The sequence below is a fragment of the Streptomyces sp. CA189 genome (assembly GCF_056428985.1).
Genome location: NZ_JBWJVM010000043.1, coordinates 1 through 25,505, shown reverse-complemented (window position 1 = coordinate 25,505; position 25,505 = coordinate 1). Strand labels below are relative to the sequence as shown.

The 25,505-nt window shown below is 71.2% G+C and carries 19 protein-coding genes; 9 read left to right on the top strand and 10 right to left on the bottom strand.

Annotated elements, in window-relative coordinates:
• Nucleotides 1-31: 31 nt before the first annotated feature.
• Nucleotides 32-973, top strand: a complete 942-nt coding sequence (locus tag AC061S_RS27350) for a DMT family transporter (RefSeq protein ID WP_478688543.1) — start codon at nt 32-34, stop codon at nt 971-973.
• A 10-nt stretch (nt 974-983) separates the two neighbouring features.
• Nucleotides 984-1,886, top strand: a complete 903-nt coding sequence (locus AC061S_RS27345) for a LysR family transcriptional regulator (protein WP_478688542.1) — start codon at nt 984-986, stop codon at nt 1,884-1,886.
• 233 nt (nt 1,887-2,119) lie between these two features.
• Here AC061S_RS27345 and pepN (AC061S_RS27340) read toward each other — a convergent pair whose 3' ends face one another.
• Complete coding sequence (pepN, locus tag AC061S_RS27340) at nt 2,120-4,705, bottom strand: aminopeptidase N (RefSeq protein ID WP_478688541.1); 2,586 nt, start codon at nt 4,703-4,705, stop codon at nt 2,120-2,122.
• A gap of 275 nt (nt 4,706-4,980) precedes the next feature.
• Here pepN (AC061S_RS27340) and AC061S_RS27335 point away from each other — a divergent pair, with 275 nt between their 5' ends.
• On the top strand, nt 4,981-5,505 hold the full coding sequence (locus tag AC061S_RS27335; RefSeq protein ID WP_478688540.1) for a DUF1203 domain-containing protein: 525 nt from the start codon (nt 4,981-4,983) through the stop codon (nt 5,503-5,505).
• A gap of 36 nt (nt 5,506-5,541) precedes the next feature.
• On the opposite strand, the gene AC061S_RS27330 is transcribed toward AC061S_RS27335, so the two are convergent.
• Nucleotides 5,542-6,573 (bottom strand): aspartate-semialdehyde dehydrogenase, encoded by a 1,032-nt coding sequence (locus tag AC061S_RS27330; protein ID WP_478688539.1) that lies wholly within the window; start codon nt 6,571-6,573, stop codon nt 5,542-5,544.
• A 251-nt stretch (nt 6,574-6,824) separates the two neighbouring features.
• On the opposite strand from AC061S_RS27330, the gene AC061S_RS27325 reads away from it, so the two are divergent.
• Nucleotides 6,825-8,324, top strand: coding sequence for a M28 family metallopeptidase (locus tag AC061S_RS27325; protein ID WP_478688538.1), 1,500 nt, complete (start codon nt 6,825-6,827; stop codon nt 8,322-8,324).
• An 88-nt stretch (nt 8,325-8,412) separates the two neighbouring features.
• On the opposite strand, the gene AC061S_RS27320 is transcribed toward AC061S_RS27325, so the two are convergent.
• Both AC061S_RS27320 and AC061S_RS27315 read right to left on the bottom strand, forming a co-directional pair.
• Nucleotides 8,413-11,730, bottom strand: coding sequence for a S8 family serine peptidase (locus tag AC061S_RS27320; protein ID WP_478688537.1), 3,318 nt, complete (start codon nt 11,728-11,730; stop codon nt 8,413-8,415).
• A 273-nt stretch (nt 11,731-12,003) separates the two neighbouring features.
• Complete coding sequence (locus AC061S_RS27315; RefSeq protein WP_478688536.1) at nt 12,004-12,414, bottom strand: CGNR zinc finger domain-containing protein; 411 nt, start codon at nt 12,412-12,414, stop codon at nt 12,004-12,006.
• 119 nt (nt 12,415-12,533) lie between these two features.
• On the opposite strand from AC061S_RS27315, the gene AC061S_RS27310 reads away from it, so the two are divergent.
• Together AC061S_RS27310 and AC061S_RS27305 are read left to right on the top strand one after the other, a co-directional pair.
• On the top strand, nt 12,534-12,992 hold the full coding sequence (locus AC061S_RS27310; protein ID WP_478688535.1) for a VOC family protein: 459 nt from the start codon (nt 12,534-12,536) through the stop codon (nt 12,990-12,992).
• On the top strand, nt 12,992-13,897 hold the full coding sequence (locus AC061S_RS27305; RefSeq protein WP_478688534.1) for a pyridoxamine 5'-phosphate oxidase family protein: 906 nt from the start codon (nt 12,992-12,994) through the stop codon (nt 13,895-13,897). Before AC061S_RS27310 ends, AC061S_RS27305 begins: the two co-directional genes overlap by 1 nt.
• 20 nt (nt 13,898-13,917) lie before the next feature.
• Here AC061S_RS27305 and AC061S_RS27300 read toward each other — a convergent pair whose 3' ends face one another.
• Nucleotides 13,918-14,877, bottom strand: coding sequence for a hypothetical protein (locus tag AC061S_RS27300; protein ID WP_478688533.1), 960 nt, complete (start codon nt 14,875-14,877; stop codon nt 13,918-13,920).
• Between the two features lie 343 nt (nt 14,878-15,220).
• Nucleotides 15,221-17,776 (bottom strand): aminopeptidase N, encoded by a 2,556-nt coding sequence (pepN, locus tag AC061S_RS27295; RefSeq protein ID WP_478688532.1) that lies wholly within the window; start codon nt 17,774-17,776, stop codon nt 15,221-15,223.
• A gap of 110 nt (nt 17,777-17,886) precedes the next feature.
• On the opposite strand from pepN (AC061S_RS27295), the gene AC061S_RS27290 reads away from it, so the two are divergent.
• The gene (locus AC061S_RS27290; protein WP_478688531.1) at nt 17,887-18,534 is read left to right on the top strand and encodes a mycothiol-dependent nitroreductase Rv2466c family protein; all 648 of its coding nucleotides are present in this window, start codon (nt 17,887-17,889) and stop codon (nt 18,532-18,534) included.
• A 388-nt stretch (nt 18,535-18,922) separates the two neighbouring features.
• Here AC061S_RS27290 and AC061S_RS27285 read toward each other — a convergent pair whose 3' ends face one another.
• Nucleotides 18,923-19,669: a hypothetical protein gene (locus AC061S_RS27285; RefSeq protein WP_478688530.1), complete on the bottom strand. Its 747-nt coding sequence runs from the start codon at nt 19,667-19,669 to the stop codon at nt 18,923-18,925.
• 224 nt (nt 19,670-19,893) lie between these two features.
• Here AC061S_RS27285 and AC061S_RS27280 point away from each other — a divergent pair, with 224 nt between their 5' ends.
• Entirely contained in the window at nt 19,894-20,622 is a 729-nt protein-coding gene (locus AC061S_RS27280) for a hypothetical protein (RefSeq protein WP_478688529.1), read from the top strand.
• Between the two features lie 39 nt (nt 20,623-20,661).
• Here AC061S_RS27280 and AC061S_RS27275 read toward each other — a convergent pair whose 3' ends face one another.
• The 3 genes from AC061S_RS27275 to AC061S_RS27265 all read right to left on the bottom strand — a co-directional run bounded on the left by AC061S_RS27275 (nt 20,662) and on the right by AC061S_RS27265 (nt 24,475).
• Nucleotides 20,662-21,318 (bottom strand): superoxide dismutase, encoded by a 657-nt coding sequence (locus AC061S_RS27275; RefSeq protein ID WP_478688528.1) that lies wholly within the window; start codon nt 21,316-21,318, stop codon nt 20,662-20,664.
• A 192-nt stretch (nt 21,319-21,510) separates the two neighbouring features.
• Entirely contained in the window at nt 21,511-22,926 is a 1,416-nt protein-coding gene (locus AC061S_RS27270; RefSeq protein WP_478688527.1) for an amino acid permease, read from the bottom strand.
• 127 nt (nt 22,927-23,053) lie between these two features.
• Nucleotides 23,054-24,475, bottom strand: coding sequence for an amino acid permease (locus AC061S_RS27265; protein ID WP_478688526.1), 1,422 nt, complete (start codon nt 24,473-24,475; stop codon nt 23,054-23,056).
• A 284-nt stretch (nt 24,476-24,759) separates the two neighbouring features.
• Between AC061S_RS27265 and AC061S_RS27260 the strand changes: the two genes are divergently transcribed.
• A complete protein-coding gene (locus AC061S_RS27260) occupies nt 24,760-25,341 on the top strand; it encodes a biotin transporter BioY (protein WP_478688525.1) in 582 nt (193 codons plus the stop codon).
• Nucleotides 25,342-25,505: the final 164 nt, after the last annotated feature.

Below are 25,505 nucleotides of genomic sequence, written 5' to 3'. Positions count from 1 at the left end.
GACACTCCGAATCCCGAGGGGGAGACACACAGTGGCCGTCACGGACCGCGTCCGCACCGTCCCGCAGGAAGCACTGCCGCAGGAAGCACTGCCCGGCAAGACGAAGAAGGGGGCCGCCGGTCTCGGCATCCTCCTCGCCCTGCTCGCGACGGTCGTCTGGTCCGGCAGCTTCGTGGCCACCCGGGGCATGGCGGACAGCATCCCGCCCGTCCAGGCCGTCTTCTGGCGCTGGGTGATCGCCACCGTGGCCGTCGCCCCCTTCGCCGCCCGGCAGGCCTGGCAGCAGCGGGCCCTGATCCGCAAGCACTTCGGCTACATCGCCCTGGCCACCCTCTTCGGCGTCACCCTCTACAACACGCTCGTGCACCAGGCCGGACTGACCACCTCCGCCTCCAACATGGGCATGATCATGGCCGCCTCGCCGGTCATCATGGCCCTGTACGCCCGGCTCGGCGGCGAACGCCTGGGCGCCCGGCGCACCTTCGGCCTGGCCCTCGCGGCCGTCGGCGTGCTCCTCCTGGTCGGCAAGGGCTCGATCCGCTTCGACTTCGCCCCCGGCGACCTGTGGATGTTCGGCGCCGCCCTGTCCTTCGCCACGTACAGCGCGCTCCTCAAGCGCAAGCCCGCCGAACTGGGCGGCCTCGCCTTCCTGCTCACCACCTTCGTCCTCGGCGCGCTGATGCTCGCCCCCGCCTACGCCGTGTCCGTCCGCGTCCAGGGCGGCTTCCAGGTCACCCCCTCCACCGCCGGAATGCTCCTGTACGTCGGCGTCTTCTCGTCCGCGGTCGCCTTCTTCGCCTGGAACAAGGCCGTCGCGATGATCGGCGCCGCCCGCGCCGGAGTCGTCTACTACCTCCAGCCGGTCTGCGTCGCGGGCCTCGGCCTGCTGCTCCTCGGCGAGACGACCGGCCCGACGCAGCTCCTCTGCATGGCGCTGATCCTGGGCGGCGTGGGTCTGGGTGCCCGGCGGTAGGTTCGGTCCCATGATCGAGTGGGACATCAAGAAGCTGCGGATCCTGCGGACCCTCGCCGACCGGGGGACCGTGACCGCGACGGCCGAGGCGCTGCACATGACGCCCTCGGCCGTTTCGCAGCAGCTCACCAACCTGGCCAAGGCGCTGGGGGTCCCGCTGCTGGAGGCCCAGGGCCGCCGGGTCCGGCTCACCGACGCGGCCCACCTCGTACTGCGGCACGCGGAGGCGGTGTTCGCGCAGCTGGAGCGGGCCGACGCGGAGCTGGCCGGATATCTGGCCGGGGAGGCGGGGGAGGTGCGGATCGGGGCCTTCTCCACCGCCGTACCGGTCCTCGTGGTCCCGGCGGTCGCCGCCCTGCGGCGTTCGCACCCCGGCGTGGAGGTCCGCGTACGGGAGACCGAGGCGGCCGAGTCCTACGAGCTGCTGTCCGCCGGGGTCGTCGACCTCGCGCTCTCCCTCGCGGCCCACGCCCCGACGGCCCGCGATCCCCGCTTCACCCGCAGGACCCTGCTGGAAGACCCCCTCGACGTGGCCCTGCCCCCGGACCACCCGCTGGCCGGCGCCGCGGAGCTGCGGCTCGCGGACCTGTCGGGTGCCGCGTGGATCTACGGCGGCTCCGGGCCCTGGTCGGAGATCACCCGCAACGCGTGCGAGGCGGCCGGGTTCGTCCCGGAGCAGGCCCACTCGGCGTCCGGCTGGACCGCGATCCTCGCCATGGTCGAGGCGGGCATGGGGGTGGCCCTGGTCCCCCGCATGGTCGCGAGCCGGGCCTCGGGCGTCGCCGTCCGCGTACTGTCCCACGACCGGCCGACCCGGCACGTCATCGCGGCCCTGCGCAGCGGCTCGGAGGCCGCCCCGGCGCTGGCCCACGTCCTGGCGGCCCTGCGGGCGGTCGCCGCCGCCCGGCCGTAGCCGTCGCCGCGGGTGGTCGGCCCTGCAGGGCGGAGTCCCCTACCCGCCCTTCGCCCGTTCCCCGGGCTCTGCCCGGGCCCGCGCCTCAAACGCCGGCGGGGCTGAAATGGCGCTGTGCGCCATTCAGGCCCCGCGCCCGGCGGGGCTGGGTTGCCGCGCAGCGGCAACTCCAGCCTCGCCGGCGTTTGAGGCGCGGGGTCTGGGGCGGAGCCCCAGCAGCGGGCGCGAGCCCGTCAGGCCCGGGAGTCGGCCGCCTGGGCGGTCAGCGCTCGCTCGACGCCCGCGCGGGACTCCGAGACCAGGCGGCGCAGGGCCGCGTTCGGCTCGGCCGAGGCCAGCCAGGCGTCCGTCGCCGCGAGGGTCTCCGCGGAGACCTGGAGGGACGGGTAGAGCCCCACCGCGATCTGCTGGGCGATCTCGTGGCTCCGGGTCTCCCAGACCTCCTTGACCGCCGCGAAGTACTGCGCCGTGTACGGGGCGAGGAGCTCGCGCTGGTCGGTCTGGACGAAGCCCCCGATCACCGCCTCCTGCACCGCGTTCGGGAGCGAGTCGCCCTCGACGACCGAGGCCCACGCCTCGGCCTTGGCCTCCGCCGTCGGACGCGCCGCCCGGGCGGTCGCCGCGTGCCGCTCGCCCGCCGCGGTCTTGTCCCGCTCCAGCTCGGCCGCGATGGCCGCCTCGTCGGCGATCCCGGTGGCGACCAGGCGCTCCAGGAACGCCCACCGCAGCTCGGTGTCCACGGCCAGGCCCTTGACCTCCGCCGAGCCGTCCAGCAGCGCCGACAGGTAGGTCAGCTGCTCCTCGGTGCGGGCCGTCGCCGCGAAGGCGCGGGCCCACGCCAGCTGGTGGTCGCTGCCCGGCTCGGCGGCGCGCAGGTGCTCCAGCGCGGCCTCCGTCCAGGTGGCCAGGCCCTGGTCGCGCCAGGCCGGGTCGGCGTACAGGTCCACGGCCAGCTTCACCTGGCGGTGCAGCGACTGGACGACGCCGATGTCCGACTCCTTGCCGATGCCCGACAGGACGAGGGCGAGGTAGTCGCGGGTGGCCAGCTCGCCGTCGCGGGTCATGTCCCAGGCCGAGGCCCAGCACAGCGCGCGCGGCAGCGACTCGGTGAAGTCGCCCAGGTGCGCGGTGACGTTGGCGAGGGACACCTCGTCCAGGCGGACCTTGGCGTACGACAGGTCGTCGTCGTTCAGCAGGACCACGGCCGGACGGGTCCGGCCGATCAGCTCCGGTACGGCCGTCAGGCCGCCGTCGATGTCCAGCTCGATCCGCTCGCCGCGCACCAGCTTGCCGTCGGTGAGGTCGTACAGGCCGACCGCGATGCGGTGCGGGCGCAGGACAGGCTCGCCCTTGGCGCCGGCGGGCAGCGCCGGGGCCTCCTGGCGGACGGCGAAGGCGGTGATGGCGCCGTTCTCGTCCGTCTCGATCTCCGGGCGCAGGATGTTGATGCCGGCCGTCTCCAGCCACGCCTTCGACCAGGCGGTCAGATCGCGGCCGGAGGTCTCCTCCAGGGCGCCCAGCAGGTCCGACAGGCGCGTGTTTCCGAAGGCGTGCGCCTTGAAGTACGCCTGCACGCCCTTGAAGAAGGCGTCCTGGCCGACGTAGGCCACGAGCTGCTTGAGGACGGAGGCGCCCTTGGCGTACGTGATGCCGTCGAAGTTGACCAGGACGTCGTCCAGGTCACGGATGTCGGCCATGATCGGGTGCGTGGAGGGCAGCTGGTCCTGCCGGTACGCCCAGGTCTTCATGGAGTTGGCGAAGGAGGTCCAGGCGTGCGGCCACTTCGAGCCCTCCGCGTACGCCTGGCAGGCGATGGAGGTGTAGGTGGCGAACGACTCGTTCAGCCACAGGTCGTTCCACCACTCCATGGTGACGAGGTCGCCGAACCACATGTGGGCGAGCTCGTGCAGGATCGTCTCGGCGCGCGTCTCGTAGGCCGCGTCCGTCACCTTCGAGCGGAAGACGTACTGGTCGCGGATGGTGACCGCGCCCGCGTTCTCCATCGCGCCCGCGTTGAACTCGGGCACGAAGAGCTGGTCGTACTTCGCGAAGGGGTAGTCGTACGCGAACTTCTCCTGGAACCAGGTGAAGCCCTGCCGGGTCACGTCGAAGATCTCGTCGGCGTCGAGGAACTCGGCGAGCGAGGGGCGGCAGTAGATGCCGAGCGGGACGGACTGTCCGTCCGGACCCTCGTAGGAGCTGTGCACCGCGTGGTACGGGCCGACGATCAGGGCCGTGATGTACGTGGAGATGCGCGGGGTGGGCTCGAAGCGCCAGACGTTGTCGGCGGGAGCCTCGGCCCCCTGCGGAATGTCGCGTGGGGAGTTCGAGATGACCGTCCAGCCCGCGGGGGCCGTCACGGTGAACCGGAACGTCGCCTTCAGGTCGGGCTGCTCGAAGCTCGCGAACACGCGGCGCGCGTCCGGGACCTCGAACTGGGTGTACAGGTACGCCTGCTCGTCGACCGGGTCGACGAAGCGGTGCAGACCCTCACCGGTGTTGGTGTACGCGCAGTCGGCGACGACGCGGAGCTCGTTGGCCCCGGCGGCCAGGTGCGCGAGCGCGATCCGGGAGTCCCGGAAGACGGCGGCCACGTCGAGGGACTTGCCGTTGAGGACGACCTCGTGCACGGCCGGGGCGACCAGGTCGATGAAGGTCTCGGCGCCGGCCTCGGCGGACTGGAAGCGCACGGTGGTCACGGAGGGGTACGTGCCGCCCTCCTGCGCGCCGCTGAGATCGAGCTCGATCTCGTACGAGTCGACACTGAGCAGCTTTGCGCGCTGCTGAGCCTCTTCACGGGTCAGATTCGTGCCTGGCACGCGGTCATCTCCTTCGATGGTGACGTTGCCCGCCATCCTTTCACGGCCGACCCGGCCCCCGCCGGGCGATACGTTGAGCTACAGGTGCCCACGATGAGCCATGAGGATCAGCCTGGACCTGCCCGCCCCGGACATCGAGTTCCTTGACCAGTACGCAGCACGGCACGGTGTTCCGTCCCGCTCCGCGGTGCTTGGGATCGCCGTCGGCCTGTTGCGCGAACGCGAGGTCGGAAACCTGCCGGACAGCGGCGTGCGGCGGCGCGAGGGTGGTGGGCATGACCATCAAGTACCGGGCGAGGCCCATCGAGGAGGCGGCGCTCAAGGAGCTCCGCGTACGTGACGACGCGGGGCGGGAGTGTGCCCCGTACGCCGACCGAGAGGGCGGTGCACCACTGAGGTGCTGCCTGCGGCCGAGCGAGACCGGGGAGCGCATCGCGCTCGTCTCCTATGCGCCCCTGCGGCGCTGGGCAGCCGCCGCGGGCGCGGATCCGGGGGCGTACGACGAGCAGGGGCCCGTGTTCGTCCACGCCGAGGACTGCGGCGGGCCGTCCGAGGGACGGGGGTACCCCTTCGCCCGGGCGGGTGTACGGCGCACCGCGCGGCGGTACAGCGCCCGCGGGCAGATCCTCGGCGGGCGGGTGCTGGACCTCGGCGAGGATCCAGACGGTGTGGTCGAGCGAGCCCTGGACGAGGCGTTCGCGGACCCCGAGGTGGCCCTAGTGCACGTCCGGGCCGCCGAGTACGGCTGCTTCCAGTACGAGGTGCGGCGGCCCTGGCACGCCGAAGGGGTGGCACCGTAGCGGTACCACCCCCCCTCGGTGTGCGCGCGACCGGGGTCAGCCCTGGCGGAGCTCCTCCGCGACCAGCTCCGCGATCTGGACCGCGTTCAGCGCGGCGCCCTTGCGGAGGTTGTCGTTCGAGAGGAACAGCGCGAGGCCGTTCTCGGTGGTCTCGTCGACCCGGATGCGGCCCACGTACGAGGCGTCCTTGCCGGCGGCCTGCAGCGGGGTCGGGATCTCCGAGAGCTCGACGCCCGGGGCGTCCTTCAGTAGCTCGTAGGCGCGCTCGACGCTCAGCGGACGGTCGAAGCGGACGTTGACCTGGAGGGAGTGGCCGGCGAAGACCGGCACGCGCACGCAGGTGCCCGAGACCTTGAGCTCCGGGATCTCCAGGATCTTGCGGGACTCGTTGCGGAGCTTCTGCTCCTCGTCGGTCTCGAAGGAGCCGTCGTCGACGATCGAGCCCGCGAGCGGGATCACGTTGTAGGCGATGGGCCGCTTGTAGACGGCCGGCTCGGGGAACTCCACCGCGTCGCCGTCGAAGGTCAGCTGGTCGGCGGCCTCGGAGACCGCGCAGGCCTGGCCCTTGAGCTCGGCGACGCCCGCCAGGCCCGAGCCGGACACGGCCTGGTAGGTAGTGGCGATCAGCGCGGTCAGACCGGCCTCGTCGTGCAGCGGGCGCAGCACCGGCATCGCGGCCATCGTGGTGCAGTTCGGGTTCGCGATGATGCCCTTGGGGCGGTTCTTGATGGCGTGCGGGTTGACCTCGGAGACGACGAGGGGGACCTCCGGGTCGCGGCGCCAGGCGGAGGAGTTGTCGATCACGACGGCGCCCTGCGAGGCGACCTTCTCGGCGAGGGCCTTGGAGGTGGCGCCGCCCGCGGAGAAGAGCACGATGTCCAGGCCGGAGTAGTCGGCCGTGGAGGCGTCCTCGATGGTGATCTCGCGGCCCTCCCATTCGAGGGTGGAGCCGGCCGAACGGGCCGAGGCGAACAGCCGCAGCTCGTCCACCGGGAACTTGCGCTCGGCCAGGATGCCGCGCATGACTCCGCCGACCTGTCCGGTGGCTCCGACGATTCCGACCCTCACGGTGACTCCTCTTGGTACGTACGACGCGGGCGCGCGTGAAGCCATCATGCGTTCGACCCCACGAGCCTTGTCCAATCCATTGTCCGAGGAGCGGACGGTGTTCTCCGTGTGAACCCCCGTGACAACTCCGTGGCGGGCGTGTTGCACCGCCGCCCGACACGCGTTTCGCCTGGTCGAAGCCGGTTACGGTCCCGTCTGTCCCGTCCGCAATTCGGACGGGCGTTCCGCACTTCGAACTCGGGAGAAACACCGTGCGCGCCATCCGCCACCGCCGCCGGTCCATACCGGCGCTCGCCGCCCTCGCGGCCGCCGCCGTCGCCGCACCCGTCCTGCTGGCCGCCGCGCCGGCCGCCGCCCACCCGCGCGACGGCCGCCTCGCCCGGGAGCTGGTGGAGGAGGTCACCGCCCGCGGCGCCTACCGCCACCTGGCGAAGTTCCAGCAGATCGCCGACGCCAACGGCGGCAACCGCGCCGCCGGCACGCCCGGCCACGCGGCTTCCGCCGCCTACGTCCACGACACGCTGAAGAAGGCCGGGTACGAGGTCTCGTACCAGGACTTCGACATCTACGACGCCCGGACCAGGACGGAGCGGACCACCGTCCTCGGCGGGGCGGGCGGCGAGGCTCCCCGGGAGCTGGCCACGGCCGCGTTCACCTTCACCAAGTCCACCCCGGCCGGCGGGCTGACCGCCCCGCTCGCCCTCGCCCGGGTCGACGAGAGCCCCGGCTGTGACGCGGACGACTACGCGGCCGGCGCCTTCACCGGGAAGATCGCCCTGGTCAAGCGGGGCAGCTGCACCTTCGTGGAGAAGCAGCGGGCCGCCGCCGCGGCCGGCGCGCTCGGGGTGATCGTCTACAACCACAGCGGGACCGCCCCGGTGCGCGGCACGTTCTCCTCGCCCGCCGAGGGGATCATCCCGAGCGCCGGGATCACCCTCGCCGACGGGGAGGCTCTCACCGCCGCCGCGGCGAAGGGCGAGGTGGGCGTGCGGCTGGAGCTCGACCAGGAGCACGTCAAGAAGACGACGCGCAACGTGGTCGCCGAGACCCGGGGCGGCCGCGCCGACCGCGTGGTCACGGTCGGCGCCCACCTGGACTCGGTCCCCGAGGGCCCGGGCATCAACGACAACGGGTCCGGCTCGGCAGGCCTGCTGGAGGTGGCCCTCAAGCTCGCGGAGGAGGGCGCCAACAAGAAGGGCAAGGGCAAGCAGACCGCCAACAAGGTCCGCTTCGCCTGGTGGTCGGCGGAGGAGCTCGGCCTGCTGGGATCCGAGCACTACGTGGAGCAGCTGTCGGAGCGGCAGAAGAAGGACATCGCGCTCTACCTGAACTTCGACATGATCGCCTCGCCGAACCCGGCGCAGTTCGTCTACGACGGAGACGACTCGGACAAGGTGGGCGAGGGCGCCGGCCCGGCCGGCTCGGCGCAGATCGAGGCGCTGATCAACGGCTTCCTCGACCGGAAGGGCAAGCCGCACGAGGGCAGCGACTTCGACGGCCGCTCCGACTACGGCCCGTTCATCGCGAACGGCATCCCGGCCGGCGGCACCTTCACCGGAGCCGAGGGCGTCAAGACGCCCGAGCAGGCGGCGCGGTACGGCGGCACGGCCGGGGCCCCGTACGACCCGAACTACCACGGGGCGGGGGACACCCTGAAGAACATCGACCTGCGGGCCTTCGACACCAACCTGGACGTGATCGCCCACGCGGTGGGCACGTACGCACAGGACCTGGGCTCGCTGGGGAAGTAGCCCGCCCGGAGGGGGAAACACGAGGGGGAAACAGGAGGGGCGGTGCTCTGACGAGCACCGCCCCCGCTGTTTTCAGGCTCCTACCGGGTTACGGCAGGACCTTCTCGATCTGCACGCTGCCGGTGCCGGCGGCGGTGCCGCGGGCGTTGAGCAGCTTGACCTCGCCGAAGAACTGGCGGCCTTCCGGAGCGGCGCTGTTGACCAGCACGTTCGCGGAGACGGTCGCCGAGGCGCCGTTGGCGAGGTTGACCGCGGCGGCCTCGTCGACCTGGACGGTGCCCAGGGCGGCCGAGTAGTAGACGTCGCGGTAGTCGTACGTGGTGGAGCCGGACGGGACCGCGTAGCCGAACACCTCGATGGTGTAGGTGCCCGCGGCGGGCTTGACGAGGCTCACGGCCTCCTCGGAGTCGCCGTCGGCGGAGGAGCCGACCTTGATGCCGTCCTTGTACACGTCCAGGTCGAGGTCGGCGCCGGTGTCGGAGACCTTGCCGATCGCGATGTCGAGGCGGGAGACGCCCTCGCCGATCGTGACCTCGGTGGTGTGGGTCTCACCGTTGGCGATGGTCGGCTTGGCGACCTTCGCCGAGCCGAGCGGACCGCCCTGGAGCTTGCCGCCGGTGATGGCGGCCCCGTCGTTCTTCACGGTCCACTGGACCGGCGCCGGGGTGCCCTGCTTGACCTCGGGCAGGACCTTGACCGCGGGGTCGAAGGCCGCGCCGAGCACGGAGACGTCCAGCTTGAACGGGTTGTCGAGCAGCGCCGACGTACGGCGCGACTCGACCTCGATCTCCCAGACGCCCGGCTGCGGGTTCGGGTACGAACGCAGGTCGGGGCGGCACTGGTTGGCCGGGTTGTCGTAGTTCGGGTAGCACTGGGTCGTCGCGCTGTCCTCGACGCCCACGCCGTACGGGTGGATCGAGATGAAGCGCGTCTGGCTGCCCGCCGCGATTCCGCCGAGGGAGACCTCGAGGGTCTTCGCGCCCGCCGGGACGGTCACGAAGTACGACTTGTGGCTGTTGCGCTGCACGGAGGAGGTCTCCGAGATGCTGTACGAGGGCGTCGCCAGCGGGGCGGAGACGACGACCGTGGAGAGGATCTGCTTGTCGATGCCCTCGGAGAAGGGGTCGTCGAGCTGCAGGATGCCGCTGTGGACGCCGGCCGTCTTGGCCTTGGCCTCAACCTTGATGGTGACCGGCTTGTTCAGCGGCAGGGTGACGTAGTCGTAGCCGCCGATGACCTTGAACGTGCCGTCGTTGTTGCGCCAGCTGAGCTGGTGCGGGGTGCCGTACTTGACGCCCGTGGTGCGGGTGACGACGACGTCGTAGACCTTCTTCTGGCCGACCTTCAGGCCGCCCTCGCGGTCGTAGACGCCGGTGCCGAAGCCCGGGGTCTTCAGGAACTGGTCGATCGCGGTGTCGACCGGGGCCTTGACGGTGAACTCGTTGGCCTTCGCGCCGCGCTGGATGGACTCCCACGCGCCGGGGATGTTGATCAGGCCCGCGCCCTGGGCGTGCGCCGGAACGTCATCGATCTTCTTCGCGCTGCTGGTGAGCGCGATGCGCAGGCTCGCCGGGGTGAGGGCGATCTTCTGCTGCTTGGCGGCCGAGATCAGCAGGGCGCTGGCGCCCGCCGCCTGCGGCGAGGACATCGAGGTGCCCTGGAGCATCGCGTAGCCGGCCGGCAGGGTGTAGCCGGCCTCCTTCACGGGTGCGCCCGGGATCCAGGTCTGCGCGGTGTTGATCGCGGCACCGGGGGCCGTGATGGTCGGCGTGAAGCCGCCGTCCTCGCGCGGGCCGCGGGAGGAGAAGGGGAACATGTTGTACTTCTTGGCCACGCCGGAGCCGTAGTTGGCCGCCCAGGTCTCCTTGGAGACCGCCGCACCCACGGAGATGACCTTGTCCGCGAGACTAGGGTCGCCGATGGTGTTGATGCCGGGGCCCTCGTTGCCCGCCGAGATGACGAGCTGGACACCGTAGGTGTCGATGAGGTTCTTGTAGAGCTCGGAGCGCGCGTTGTTGCCGTCGTTCAGGGCCGGCAGGCCGCCGATCGACATGTTGACGATGTCCACGCCGCGGTTGACGACGAGGTCGATCATGCCCTCGGTCAGCGCGATGTTGGTGCAGCCGCCGGACCAGGAGCAGGCGCGCGAGGAGACGAGCTTGGCGCCGGGCGCCTCGCCGTTCATCGCGCCGCCGAAGAGGCCGTTGGCGGCGGTGATGCCGGCGACGTGGGTGCCGTGCGTGCCCTCGATGATGCCGACGTTGACGAAGTCGGCCTTCTTGCCGACCCAGTCACCGCCCAGCGGGTCCATCGGGACGTCCTTGCGGATCTCGATCACGAACGGGATGCGCTCGGCGACGTCGGTCGCCGGGTTGTCCGTGCCGAAGTAGCCGATCTGGTAGCCGTCCTTGTACGGCTTCATCGGCTCGTTGTTCGTGAAGTCGTTGTCCTGGTCGGTGTCGACGCGGACGGTCCCGGCGACCGGGTCGTAGAGCAGGCCGAACCGGTCGGTGGTGTCCCCGTCCCGGTTGACGTCGCCCTGCATGTCACCGTTGGCGGTGATCGACTCGGTGAAGCGGCTCCACTGGAACGAGCCCTCCGGAGCCTTCCAGCTCCCGCCGCCCGCGGTGAAGGTGCCGCCGGCGACCGGGGTGATCTGCGCCCGCCAGGTGGCGTCGGCGTCGGTGATCGGGTCGGTCGCGGTGACCCAGTCGACGATCTTGCGCTCGCCGGTGGTGGTCTTCTGGAGCGCCGGGTGTCCGAGGTCGACGCCCGAGTCCATGATGCCGATGGTCACGCCGCGGCCGTCGGCCTTCGGGTTGCTCTTGAGGAAGTCCAGCGCACCGGTCTCGAAGACCGGGTTGTACGGGTTCTTCGCCGGGGTGTTCTTGCCCGGGGCCGGGTAGGTCTCGGCGGCGGTCCGCTTCACCGTCCCCGTCTCGCGGTCCGCGTCCGGACGGGGGTCCGGGAGCTGGATCTCGTGCCGCAGGTCGATGCCGTGCACGGAGGACAGCTTGGCGGCCGCCTTCAGCGCGGCCTCGGCCTTGTCGGTCGGCAGGGTGGCGCGCACGTAACCGAGCTTGTCGTACGTCTGGCCCACCGAGGCGCCCTGGACGTCGTCGAGCTGCTTGGCCACCTGCTGGGTCTCGCCGGGGGCCGTCGCGACCATGACCGTGACGGTCTTCTCGCCCTTGGTCTTGGCTTCCTGGAGCAGTTCGGCGTCGGCCGAACCGAGCTTCTGGTCGGCAGACTTGACCGCGGGGTTGGCGGTGGGGGTATCGGTGCCGGTGGCCGCGAAGACGGGCATGGCGCCGGTGGCCACGAGGGCGGCCACCAGGCCGGCCGCGGCCGCGACGCGCACGGCGCGCCGGGTCGCGGGTATCGAGCTGGGGGAGTCGAGGGTCATCAGCATCCCTGGCTAAGTGAAAGGTACGGTCCGGATTTCGGTGCCGGATGACCGGTCAGCCTCGCGTAAGTGACAGCTCTTTGGGGAGAGTTGTCACGGACCGATACCTGCCGTGGCGGACTCCCGCCAGCTCGGGGCATACGCCAGAAGGCCCGTACCGGAGCGAACCGGTGAGAACCTTCGGGGTAGAACATGGATTTGTAGACTTCCCGACCGCGCGTCAGGGCCGGAGCGGGCCCCGGTCTCAGATCAGGTGTGACAACTTCCGGGCGTTCAGCGCTCGCGCGTGCGCGCGTAATGGCGGGAGGCTTTCGCCCGGTTTCCGCAGGCCGACATCGAGCACCAGCGGCGGGTGCCGTTGCGCGAGGTGTCGTGGAAGCGCAGCACGCAGGTCTCGGAGGCGCACGTGCGGATCCGGCCGGGGTCGGAGCCCAGCAGCTCCAGGTAGTCGCGGGCGGCCGTCCATGCCGGACCCCAGGTCGGGTCGTCGAACTCGGTCCGCTCGCCGGGCCCTTCGGCGGTCAGGGTAGCCCGGATCCGCCCGTGCTCCAGGACGGCGTCGACCAGGGTGCGGGCGCTCTCGTCGGCCGGGTCCGCGACCGCGCGGGCCAGCGCCTCGCGGGCGGTGAGCAGGTCCAGGGCCACCGGCTCCCCGGTCAGGGGTCGTGGGTCCGCCGTCGTCATGTCCGCCTCCTCGTGGCACTAACCCCTCAAGAGCACGTGAGCGGTTGACTCCTCATGCTCTAACCCTTAATCTCAATGTAGAAGGTTATAGATTAGACAGTTCTGGGGAAGGAACCGTTGTGACGACCGTGATCAGCAAGCTGCGCACCGGCCACGTGGGCCTGAACGTCACGGATCTCGCCCGGTCGCTCGTCTTCTACCGGGACGCCCTCGGCTTCGAGCTGCTCGGCGAGGGCAAGGAAGAGGACCGGCGCTTCGCCCTGCTCGGCCGGGACGGCGAGCCCGTGCTCGCCCTGTGGCAGCAGGCCGACGGGGCCTACGCGCCCGGCGCGGCCGGACTGCACCACCTCGCGCTCTCCGCGGACGCCATCGAGGAGGTCAGGGAGTACGAGGAGCGGCTGCGCGGCCTGGGCGTCGACTTCGCCTACGAGGGGGTCGTCGCCCACGACGAGGGGGCGGCTTCGGGCGGGATCTTCTTCCACGACCCGGACGGGACCCGGCTGGAGATCTCCGTGCCGAGCGGCGCCGAAGGCGCCGAGGCTCCCGTCGCAGGGGCACCTACCTGCGGGTTCTTCTAATGTCCGGGTACCACTGGGGCTCGCTGGCCGTCCAGGAGCGAGTCGGCGTCCGCGCGCACGCCGTGCACGTGGGCCAGTCCATCACCCCGCACATCAAGAACGTGGCCGCGGCCTTCCTGGGGCTGCAGCCGCACCTGGTCGTCGGCGCGGCCGATCCCGGAGGCCTGTTCTGGGCCTCACTGCTGACCGGCGCCCCCGGCTTCGTACGGGCCACCGGGCCGGACCGGATCGCGGTCAAGGGAGGGATCCCCGACGGAGATCCGCTCGCCGAGGCGCTGGCCACCGCCGGCACCCGGGTCGGGACCATCTCCCTCGATCCGCGCACCCGGCGCCGGATGCGGTTGGGCGGAACCCTGGAGGTGACCGCCGGCGGGTTCGCGCTGACGGCCGAACGGGTCTTCGCCAACTGCCCCAAGTACCTCCAGAAGCGGCAGCCTGTCCAGCTCGTCGCCGAAGGAGCCGGTGTCGTGCGGCGCGGGGACGCGCTCACCCCCGACCAGGAACGGGCCGTCCGCGCCGCCGACACCTTCTTCGTCGCCACCTCCGCGGGGGCGGACGGCGCCGACGCGAGCCACCGGGGCGGAATGCCCGGCTTCGTCGAGGTGCTGTCCCCGACCGAACTGGCCTGGCCGGACTACGCGGGCAACGCGATGTTCCTGACGCTGGGGAACCTGCTGGCGGACCCGCGGGCCGGACTGCTGTTCCCGGACTGGGAGGGCGGGGGGCTGCTCCAGCTCAGCGGCCGCGCGGAGCCCGAGTTCGGGGCGGGCGGGGAGCGGCGGGTCCGGTTCCGGATCGAGTCGGTGGTGGAGAGTGTGCACCCGGGGCGGCTGCGGTGGAGCGCCCCGGAGTACTCGCCGGCCAACCCGGAGCTGCCCGCGCCGCCTTGGCGGCCTGCGGGATAGGTGCCTTGGCGGTAGGGGCCTCACCTGGGCAGGACGACGAGGTAGGCGGCGGGCTCGCGGTCGGCCGACGCCGTCAGGGCGGTCCGTACGACCGCCGCCTGCTGCTCGGGCCAGTCGCGGAGCTTGCGCGGGGTGATGTGCAGGACGGTGATCCCGCACCGCTCCAGGGTCTCCCGCTTGCGGACCGACTCGGACCACTGCTCGTCCTCGCCCTGGCGCGGGGCCCGGGTGTCGATCTCCACGGCGACGGCCTGCTCCGGCCAGTACGCGTCGACCCCGCCCAGGTGCGGGCCGCCGGGCAGCCGCAGGTCCACGTTCCAGACCGGCTCGGGGAGCTCGAAGCCCCGGACGAGCTGGTACAGCCGGTCCTCGGCGATGGCCCGGCCCTCGGCGAGCAGGGATTCGACGGCGTCCACCACGTGCGGGCGGTTCAGCAGCCGGGCCACCGTCAGCTCCCGCACCACGGCGGCCGGTTCGCAGTGTCCGCCGCGGACGGCTTCGCTGAGCAGGCGGCGGACCGTACCGGCGTCGGAGAGGTGTGCGACGGCGTCGGCGACGGCCCGGGCCACGGGGGCGACGGGCAGCCCGGTGACCTCCACCGGCCGGGGCGGGGTGTGCGTGCGGACGATGCGGACCTGTCCGGCGGAGCGCAGCCGGCGGGTGTTCGGGACGAGCACGTCGATCTGGGGGAGGCCGAGCAGGGCGGGGGCGGAGGAGAACCGGTACAGCGCGAGGGCGGCCAGCCCGGTGATCATGACCTCGTCCCCGCGGCGCCCCGCGTAGAGGAGCGCCGCGTGCAGTCGCTCCTCGCTGGTCGCGGGACCGGAGTGGAGCAGGAACACCCCGGGCAGGATCTGCTGCCAGGCCCGCTCGGCGGCGTCGGAGGCGGTGACCCCGTGCTCCCGGAGCTGAGCCAGCGACAGCACGCGGGGGCGGTTGTCGGTGAGGTGGGCGAGGGGGAGGGGTGCGTTGTGGTTCATGACGCTGAGATTCCCTCAGGCCATGGCCTCGCTAACCCCTGTTACACATCCGTCGGCAAATCGGGACAAGACGGGGCTAAAGTACGGACGTTCGAGTGCCGATGGGCTGCGCAGCGAATCCCCCTTCACCTGGGGCTCCGCCCCAGACTCCGCGCCTCAAATGCCGGCGGGGCTGGATTTTGGCCGGCGTCGGCCCCGAAGCGCGCGTAGCGCGACCTTGCGCCCCCGGCGGAGCTGGAATGCCCGGAGGGCAATCCCAGCCTCGCCGGCGTTTGAGGCGCGGGGTCCGGGGCGGAGCCCCGGGAAACGGCGAAAGGGCGGGGCGGGGAGAAGCCCCGCAGGGTCAGCCCGCAGCCACGTCGCAGGCCTGCGCGCGCAGGGCGCGAGCCAGGTCGTCCCGCGACTCCAGCACCAGCCGCCGCAGCGCGGGCGCCGCATCCGCATGGGCGTCGAGCCACGCGTCCGTCGCGTCCAGCGTCTCCTGGGAGTCCTGGAGGGACGGGTACAGCCCCCGCACCACGTCCATGCCGATCTGGATCGACCGGTCGGCCCAGATCCGCTCGATGGCGGCGAAGTAGGGCTGCGCGAACCCGGCCAACAGCCCCCGCTGCGAAGACTGCTGCATCCCCGCGATCGTCGCCTCGACCAGCGCGTTCGACAGCGTGTCCGACTCCACCACCGCGGCCCACGCCTGGTCCTTGACCGCCGCAGACGGCCGCGCCGCCAGGCACCGCACCTGGTGCCGCTTGCCCGACGCCGTGTCGTCCCGCGCCAGTTCGGCCGCGAGGGCCTCCTCGCCGATCGCCCCGTGCGCGGCCAGCGGCAGCAGGAAGTCCCAGCGCAGCTCCTGGTCCACCTCCAGCCCGTCGATCCGCGCCGATCCCTCCAGCAGCCCCAGCAGCAGCTGGAAGTCGCCCTCGGTCGCCGCGCCCGCCGCGAAGAAGCGGGCCCAGGTGAGCTGGTGCTCCGACCCCGGCTCCGCGAACCGCAGTTCCTGCAGCGCGCACGCCGCCAGCACCTTGCCGCCCTGCTCCCGCCAGTCGGGCGCCGCGTAGTGGGTGACCGCGGTCCGCGCCTGCGCGTGCAGCATCTGGAGCACGCCGACGTCCGTCTCCCGGCCCGCGTGGGCCAGTACGAGCGAGACGAAGTCCCGCGCCGGCATCAGCCCGTCACGCGTCAGGTTCCACAGCGCCGACCAGCACAGCGCGCGGGCCAGCGGGTCCGCCACCGAGCCCAGGTGCGAGCGCAGCGTGGCCAGCGAGGCCTCGTCGAAGCGGATCTTGCAGTAGGTGAGGTCCTCGTCGTTGACGAGCACCAGCGCCGGCCTCTCCTGTCCGGCCAGCTCGGCCACGGCGGTCCGGGCCCCCGCGACGTCCGCCTCGGCCCGCGCGTAGCGCACCAGCGCACCGTCCGGGTCCAGCCGGTACAGGCCCACCGCGACCCGGTGCGGCCTGAGCTCGTCGCCGTCCTGGACCACCGCCAGCTCGGTCACCCGGCCGCCCGCGTCGCAGGTCACCACCGGGGTCAGCGCGTTCACGCCGGCCGTCTGCAGCCAGGCCCGCGACCACTCGGCCATGTCCCGCCCGGAGACCTCCGCGAGCACCGACAGCAGATCGTCCAGGGTGGTGTTCCCGTAGGCGTTCGCCTTGAAGTAGCGCCGCGCGCCTTCCAGGAAGGCGTCCCGGCCCACGTACGCCACGAGCTGCTTGAGCACCGCCGCGCCCTTGGCGTACGTGATGCCGTCGAAGTTCAGCTTCGCGTCCTCCAGGTCGCGGATGTCGGCCGTGACCGGGTGGGTGGACGGGAGCTGGTCGGCCCGGTAGGCCCACGCCTTGCGGCTGTTGGCGAAGGTGACCCACGCCTGGTCGAAGCGGGTGGCCTCGACCAGCGCGAAGGAGCCCATGAAGTCCGCGAAGGACTCCTTCAGCCACAGGTCGTCCCACCACTTCATGGTGACCAGGTCGCCGAACCACATGTGCGCCATCTCGTGCAGGATCGTGTTCGCGCGCCGCTCGTACGAGGCCTGCGTGACCTTCCCGCGGAAGATGTACTCCTCCCGGAAGGTCACCATCCCCGGGTTCTCCATGGCGCCCAGGTTGTACTCCGGCACGAAGGCCTGGTCGTACTTCCCGAAGGGGTACGGGTAGTCGAAGATCTCGTGGAAGAGGTCGAAGCCCTGCTTCGTGACGAGGAACACCTCGTCCGCGTCGAAGTGCTTCGCCAGCCCCTTGCGGCAGATCGCGCCGAGCGGGATCGTCAGGTCCCCGTGCGTGTAGGTGTCCGTGACGTAGTGGTACGGCCCCGCCACCACGCAGGTGATGTACGTGGAGATCGGCGCGGTCTCGGCGAAGCGCCGGGTCTGCCCCTCGCGGGACTCCTCGACGCCGTTGCTCCAGACCTGCCAGCCCTCGGGCGCGGTCACCTCGAAGCGGTACGGGGCCTTGAGGTCGGGCTGCTCGAAGTTCGCGTACACCCGCCGGGCGTCGGCCGGCTCGTACTGGGTGTAGAGGTAGACCTCGCCGTCCTCCGGGTCCACGAAGCGGTGCATGCCCTCGCCGGTCCGGCTGTACGCGCAGTCGGCGTCGACCACGAGCACGTTCTCGGCGGCCAGTCCGTCCAGGTCGATCCGCGCGCCGTCGAAGACGACGGCCGGGTCCAGCTCGCGGCCGTTGAGGGTCACGCTGTTCACCGAGGGCGCGATGAGGTCCGCGAAGCTCGCGGCTCCCGGAGCGGCGGCGCGGAAGCGGACGGTGGTCACCGAGCGGAAGGTCCTCGGGCCGTCGGCCGGTTCGGCCTCGTCCACCGCGGACCTCAAGTCGAGGACCACCTCGTACCCGTCGACGGACAGCAGCTCGGCCCGCTCGCGGGCCTCGTCACGGGACAGATTCTCTCCGGGCACGTGCACTCCTTCGTGCGTGATCGCGATACCTGACCGAATCCTCCCACGGGGGAATGCATGTGCGGCCGGAGCGGTTGGGCAGGCAGGAACGTTCCGATGTGAGGAGAGACATGGCTGACACCCAGGTGCGCGAGAAGACCCCTGTCGACTTCTGGTTCGACCCGCTCTGCCCCTGGGCCTGGATGACGTCCCGCTGGATGCTGGAGGTCGAGAAGGTCCGTGACGTGGAGGTCCGCTGGCACGTGATGAGCCTCGCGGTCCTCAACGAGAACAAGCTCGACGAACTGCCCGAGGTCTACCGCGAACTGCTCGGCCCCAAGGGCTGGGCCCCCGTGCGCGTGGTCGTCGCCGCCCAGCAGAAGTTCGGCGACGAGGTCACCGGCAAGCTCTACACCGCGCTCGGCACCCGCTTCCACAACGGGGGGACCGGCCCGACCCGCGAGGCGATCGCCGAGGCCCTGGACGAGGTGGGCCTGCCCGCCGAACTGATCCACTTCGCGGACTCCGACGAGTACGACGAGGTCCTGCGCGACTCCCACAACGACGGCATCAACCGCGTCGGCCAGGAGGTCGGCACCCCGGTCATCTCCGTGCCCGGCGCCGACGGCGACGAGGTCGCCTTCTTCGGCCCGGTCGTCACCCCTGCCCCGCGCGGCGAGGCCGCGGCCCGCCTCTGGGACGGCACCCTGCTCGTCGCCTCCACCCCCGGCTTCTACGAGATCAAGCGCACCCGCACCCAGGGCCCGATCTTCGACTAAGGCCTGATCCGCACCTCACCAGAGGGTGAGCTGCGGATTGCGGCCGGGGCGGTGTCCGGGCTTTCCGGCGTGGTCACGCACAGGGCGTGGCTCATCCGGGGTTGCTCGGGACCGCTGTCCGGCGGTTCGGGGAGCAGAGGTCGCACGGCGTTGCCGTGGGACTGCCGTATGGCCGGCACCACGAGACGTGGCGGTCTGGCTCGGTGCGGTTGACTCCCGCAGCGCTTCTTCCAGCCCTTCTGTGAAAATGATCTGCGCGTGACAGGACGCAGTGGTGTCCAGGTATGCGGTCTTGGGGTCGTCAACGTCGTGGAAGCGGACGAACGCGGCCAGTGCGGCGGATACGAGGTCGCGTTTCCCGGTGAGGCCGCACGCGATGCACTTGTGCTCACGGTCCCCCAGCGTCTTGGAGATGCGCTCGCCGCACAGGCAGTGCTGTGACAGCGCGGTGGACCAGGTCGAGGCCCGCACGAGACGCCCCCCCAGCCCGACATTCGCGGTCGAGTGCGGAGATCAGCAGGCCGGGTGTGGTCTGGGACAGGCGCTTGCCCCACAGCCGGCACCAGTTGCGAATGTCGCAGTCCTCGACGACGAGCACGGGGCCATGGGCGGCGATGATCTCGCGAGCCACGATGCGGGCACGGTGGCGCCGGACGGTCACGCCTTTCGCCGTCAGGCCCTTGGAGGCCCGACGCTCTGTCCTGCGGGCCTGCTTCTTCGACAGGCTGTACTGCGCGGTGTTCGTGGCCCGGCGCGAGCGTTCCAACGCTCGCGCACGACCGCGCTGCTTCTTCGCTTTCCGATCCAGAAGTGACCGTTCCCGCGGGCCGATGGTGATCTCGGTGGAGACCGGGACACCGCCAGTCGGGTCCAGGGTTGCGGGGAGGGAGACCACGGAGAGGTCGGAGACGTTGCCGTCCACGCCGCCGATCCAGTCCAGGGTGGCGGCCTGCTCGCGCTGGACGGCCCGCTTGATCGACCACATGGCGCCGAACAGCTTCTCCAGTCGGGTGAGTTCGGCGGGGTCGGTGACGGCCGGCGGCAGCACCATGACGGAGACGATTCCGCCGTCGGGCTTGGCCCACTTCGGTGCCTTGTTCTTCCCCCGGACCCTGCGCGCCTGGGCAGCCTGCATCCTTTCTCGCCTCCCTTCATGAACTAGCTGACCTACGCTGTATCGCTGCCTGGACATGTGCGGGTGACAGGGCTGTGTCGCCCTTGGGCCTCTGTTTTCCCCACGACCAGACCAGCGAGCATCCAAGCCGACAGTCACACCACAACCGGTCTCCGTCAGGCCCCCTTGCCTCGGAGGGCTCCTCCCGGGAGGCGGGCGTCCCCTTCCTCCCTTAACGTCCCCCTATGGGGACCAGTCCGACGCAGGGGAGTACGCGCGAGGAACCGCTCGGCCGCAGCGGCGGCCGGTCGGAGCCCGCGATACCGAACGACAACGCCGCGCACGCCAGCCTGCCCGCACGCCCCCGAGACCGGGTGCTGCGGGCAGCTTGCGTCGCGGTGCCCCCGCTGTGGACGGCCCTCGGGGTCCGCCAGGCCGCCGGCACCCTGCGCCACTACCTGCGGGGCACGGGCCGCCCGTACCGGGTCGACGCGCGGGCGCTGCTCGCCGTGCCCGCCGTACGGGAGGACGTGGACCGGCGCCTGGCCGAGTGGCGGGAGGCCGCGCGGGCGCTCGGCGAGCCCGGCGCGTACGCGGCGGACAGCGGCTGGCGCGGGGTGCTGATCACCCGGCGCGCCCGCGAGGGGGGCAGCGCGGACTGGTGGCTGGCGCTGCGCGGGGCTCAGTACCGGATCAGCGGCACGGTACGGGTCCACGAGGACGGCTCCGTGGTGAGCGGCTACCGTTTCCAGGTGCACAAGAGCTGGAACTTCGACCGCGGGGAGTCGGAGTTCGGCATCCCCTTCACCCCGTTCGCGCGGCTCCACGAGACCGGGCTCGCGCGGGAGTTCACGGTGGTCGGCGAGGTGGACGGACTCGTCGACCAGGCTGACGGCACGGAGGACGCAGAAGACCCCCGCGAGTCACGTCCTCACGGGGGCCTTCTGGTGGACACGCCCGCAGGTGAAGGTTGAGAAGACGATCACGAGGCGGACGGGCTTCGGTGGCGCTGATCAGCCCTTGGCGGGGATCAGCAGCGGGGTGTTCGCCTTGGCGTCGGCGTAGCGCTTGGCCACGTCCTGCCAGTTGACGACGTTCCACATGGCCTCGATGAAGTCCACCTTCTGGTTCTTGTACTGAAGGTAGAAGGCGTGCTCCCAGGCGTCGAACACGAGGACCGGGGTGCTGGCCACGCCGACGTTGCCCTGGTGGTCGTAGATCTGCTCGACGATCAGGCGGCCGCTGACGGGCTCGTACGCGAGCACGCCCCAGCCCGAGCCCTGCGTCGCGGAGGACGCGAAGGTGAGCTGCTTCCTGAACTTCGCGAAGGAGCCGAAGGATTCGGTGATCGCGTCGGCGAGGTCGCCCAGGCCGTCGGCCGAGGTGGGCTCGCCGCCGCCCTCGCCGGTCTTCGGGCTGGCCATGTTGTGCCAGTAGATGCTGTGCAGGATGTGGCCGGAGAGGTGGAACGCGAGGTTCTTCTCCAGGCCGTTGAGCGCGCCCCAGTTCTCCTTGTCGCGCGCCTCCTCCAGCTGCTCCAGCGTGTTGTTCGCGCCCGTGACGTAGGCCGCGTGGTGCTTGTCGTGGTGCAGCTCGATGATCTGCGGGTTGATCACCGGCTCGAGAGCCGCGTAGTCGTAAGGAAGCTCAGGAAGCGTGTAAATGGCCATGCGTGTATCCGGTCCCCTCGGCGTGCCAACTGCTTATTGCAATCAATGCGCAACTGCACGCTAGCAGCATCTAATTCTGGATTCTTATAAGGGTCACCTCACTTGGGCGGATCTCCGGAACGCCGAAGGCCGGACCCATGCGATCGCATGAGTCCGGCCTTCGGGGCCGCCGTTCGGCGGGGTGCTGCGCGGTTACGCGGCTTCGCGCGCCGCCGCCCGGCGCTGGATGAGGTACCCGGTGGCGGCGAGGGCCACGGTCAGGCCGCCGGTGAAGACGAGCTGGATCCGGGTGTCGTCGTCCATGGCCATCAGGACCAGGACCCCGGCGAGTCCGGCCAGCGCGACCCAGGTCAGGTAGGGGAAGCCCCACATCTTCACGACCAGCTTCTCGGGGGCCTCCCGCTCCATGCGGCGCCGCAGCACGAACTGCGAGACGGCGATGAAGCCCCAGACGACGAGGATGACGCCGCCGACCATGTTCAGCAGCCAGGCGAAGAGGGTGTCCGGGTACCAGTACGACAGCAGCACGGTGACGAAGCCGAAGCCGGACGAGGCGAGCACCGCCCGGCGCGGCACCCGGCCGGAGAGCTTGCCCAGCGCCTTGGGGCCCTGGCCGCGGGAGACCAGGGAGTAGGCCATGCGCGAGGAGCCGTAGATGTTCGCGTTCATCGCGGACAGCAGGGCGATCAGGATGACCACGTTCATGACCTGGCCGGCGTGCGGGATGCCCAGGTGGTCCAGGGTGGCCGCGTACGGGCCCGCGGTGGTGACCGCCGGGTCGTTCCACGGCAGCAGCGTGACGATGACCAGCATCGAGCCGACGTAGACGATCGCGATCCGCCACATGGTGGTCTTCACGGCCTTGGCGACGCCCCGGACCGGGTTGTCGGACTCGGCGGCCGCGATGGTCACCGTCTCCAGACCGCCGTACGCGACCACGGAGGCGAGCAGGCCGACCAGCAGCCCGTCCACGCCGTTGGGGAGGAAGCCGCCGTCGTGGAGCAGGTTGGCGGTGCCGGGGGAGCCGGTGCCGGGCAGCACGCCCAGGACGGCCAGCACGCCCAGGCCCAGGAAGAGGCCGATCGCGCCGATCTTCAGGGCGGCGAACCAGAACTCGAACTCGCCGAAGTTGGAGACGGCGGCCAGGTTGGAGCCGCAGAACATCGCCATGAAGACCAGCACCCACATCCACGAGGGGATGCCAGGGAACCAGCCCGTCATGATGTGCGCCGCGCCGATGGCCTCGATGGCCACGCCCACGCACAGCAGGGTCCAGAACATCCAGCCGGCGGTAAAGCCCGCCCACGGGCCGATGGCCCGCTCCGCGTGCACCGAGAAGGAGCCGGAGGAGGGGTTCGCCGCGGACATCTCGCCGAGCATCCGCATCACGAACATCACGAGCAGCCCGGAAGCGGCGTACGCCAGCACGATCGAGGGACCGGCGGCCGCGATGCCGGCGCCGGAGCCGACGAAGAGGCCCGCGCCGATGACGCCGCCGAGGGCGATCATCGAGAGGTGGCGCTGCTTGAGTCCGTTGCCGAGGGGTGATCCCGCGTCGGGTGGTGCGGGGCTCTGCTGCTCGGGAGGCGTGATGGTGCTCTGGCTCATGGGGGCCAGTTTGCCTATCGTCCGATAATCGGACGTCTTATGTCCGGCATACGGACACCCGTTTCACCCGACGTGATCGCCCGCCCGCGGAACAGAACGGGCCCGGGACCGAAGTCCCGGGCCCGTTTCACCGCCTGGCGTGGTCAGGGCGCTTGGCCCGGACCTCCCGGACCTCCCGGATCCACGCCACGACCAGCACCGCGGCCGCGGCCCCCGCGGACCACAGCAACTGCGGCCGCGCCGAATCGTCGAACAACATCAGGACCAGCACCGTGGCCATCCCGATCAGCGCCGCCCAGGTCGCGTACGGGAACAGCCACATCGGCAGCGTCAGCCGCTCGGGCATGTCCCGCTCGATCTTCGCCCGCAGCTTCAGCTGCGAGATCGCGATCAGGGCCCACACGAAGAGCAGCACCGCGCCGACGGCGTTGAGCATGTAGAGGAAGATGGTGTCCGGCCACAGCAGGTTCAGCACCACCGAGACGAACCCGAAGGCCACCGAGGCGAAGACCGCCCGGCGCGGCACCCCGTCGCCCGACACCTTCAGCAGGGACTTCGGCGCCTCGCCCCGCTCCGCCAGCGAGAACACCATGCGCGAGGACCCGTAGAGGTTCGCGTTGAGCGCCGACAGCAGGGCCACGAAGATCACGACGTCCATGATCTGGCCGGCGTGCGCGATGCCGATCGAGTCGAGGACGGCCACGTACGGGCTCTGGCCCGGCGTCAGCGAGTCCCACGGCAGCAGGGTCACGATGACCAGCATCGAGCCGACGTAGAAGAAGAGGATGCGCCACACGGCGCTGCGCACCGCGCGGGACACGGACCGGGCCGGGTCGTCCGACTCGGCGGCCGCGATGGTGACGACCTCCAGGCCGCCGAAGGCGAAGATCACGGCCAGCATGCCGGCGACCACACCGCTCGCGCCGTTCGGGAAGAAGCCGCCCTGGCCGGTCAGGTTGGCCATGCCGACCGGATCCGTGTCGGGGAGGAAGCCGAAGACGGCCAGCGTGCCGAGGATCAGGAACAGCACGATGGCGCCGACCTTGAGGGCGGCGAACCAGAACTCGAACTCGCCGAAGTTCCGCACGGCGGCCAGGTTGCTCACGGTGAAGACCACCATGAAGAGGAGCACCCAGAGCCACTGGTCCACCGCGGGCAGCCAGCCGCTCGCGATCTTCGCCGCGGCGGTCGCCTCCACGGCCAGCACCACGACCAGCAGGAACCAGTACAGCCAGCCGGCCGAGAAGCCGGCCCAGCGGCCGAGGGCCTTCTCCGCGTAGACGGAGAAGGAGCCGGAGGCGGGCATCGCCGCCGACATCTCGCCGAGCGCCCGCATCACCAGCATCGCGAGGACGCCCGCGAGCAGGTACGAGCAGATGATCGCGGGACCGGCGATGGTGATGCCGGCGCCGGAGCCGACGAACAGCCCGGCGCCGATCACGCCGCCGAGGCCCAGCATGGTCAGGTGGCGCTGTTTGAGGCTGTGGCTCAGGGGCTCCGGTGGGAGCTCGTCCGTGGTGCCGGGAGGGGCGGACGGGAGGTCGCGCATGAGGAGTGCTCGTACTCTCTAAGGCCTGGCGGCGGTGGGGGCTCCGCGACAGTTGGAGGGACCCTACAGTCTCTCCGGAGAGCGCCCATCCGCGCAAAACGGACGTGTCATCGGTCGTCGCCCGTGACGCGGATCACTGCACCACGGACACCGGACGGGGTCTTTGTGTACTCCCCACCAAACCGGGGAGTGCGGCTTTGTCCCGGGACACCCTGCTGCGGCCCCGGAACCGGGACTAACGTCGGTGATCGTCCCTGTCGACCCCACCTCCCGCGGAGTCCCCGATGAGCACTGCTTCCGTCTCCTTCCGGCCCGGCGCCGTCCTCGCCGACCTGCTGCCCGCGAGCCGCGTCCGCGACATCGCGCTCGTGGCCGGCGGAGCCGCGCTCACCGGTCTGGCCGCGCAGATCGCCGTGCCCGTCCCCGGCTCCCCGGTCCCCGTCACCGGCCAGACCTTCGCGGCCCTCCTGGTCGGGACCGCCTTCGGGGCCCGCCGCGGCTTCCTCGCGCTGGCCCTCTACGCCCTCGTCGGGATGGCCGGCGTGCCGTGGTTCGCGGGCGGCACCTCCGGCGCGGGCGGCGCCTCCTTCGGCTACGTGCTCGGCATGCTGCTCGCCGCCACCGTCGTGGGCGCCCTCGCGCGGCGCGGCGCCGACCGCTCGGTGCCGCGTACGGCGGGCACGATGGTGCTGGGCTCCGCGGTCGTCTACGCCGTCGGCGTGCCCTACCTCGCGCTGTCCACCGGGATGTCCTTCGGCGCGGCCGTCGCGGCGGGGCTGACGCCCTTCCTGATCGGCGACGCGCTCAAGGCGGCGCTGGCGATGGGCCTGCTGCCGGCCGCCTGGAAGCTCCTCGGCCGCGCGTGAGCGCTCGTACCCCACACGGAAGCCCCGGACCGCGCAGCTTGGGTTCTAGTGGTCGTCGCAACACCCCAGCTCAAGGGGTGCGATGGACTTCGAGGTCCGTAAGGTCCGGACGGCGCAGGGGCCCAGGAAGCTCCGTGCTGAGCGGGCGGAATACTTCCGGCTCG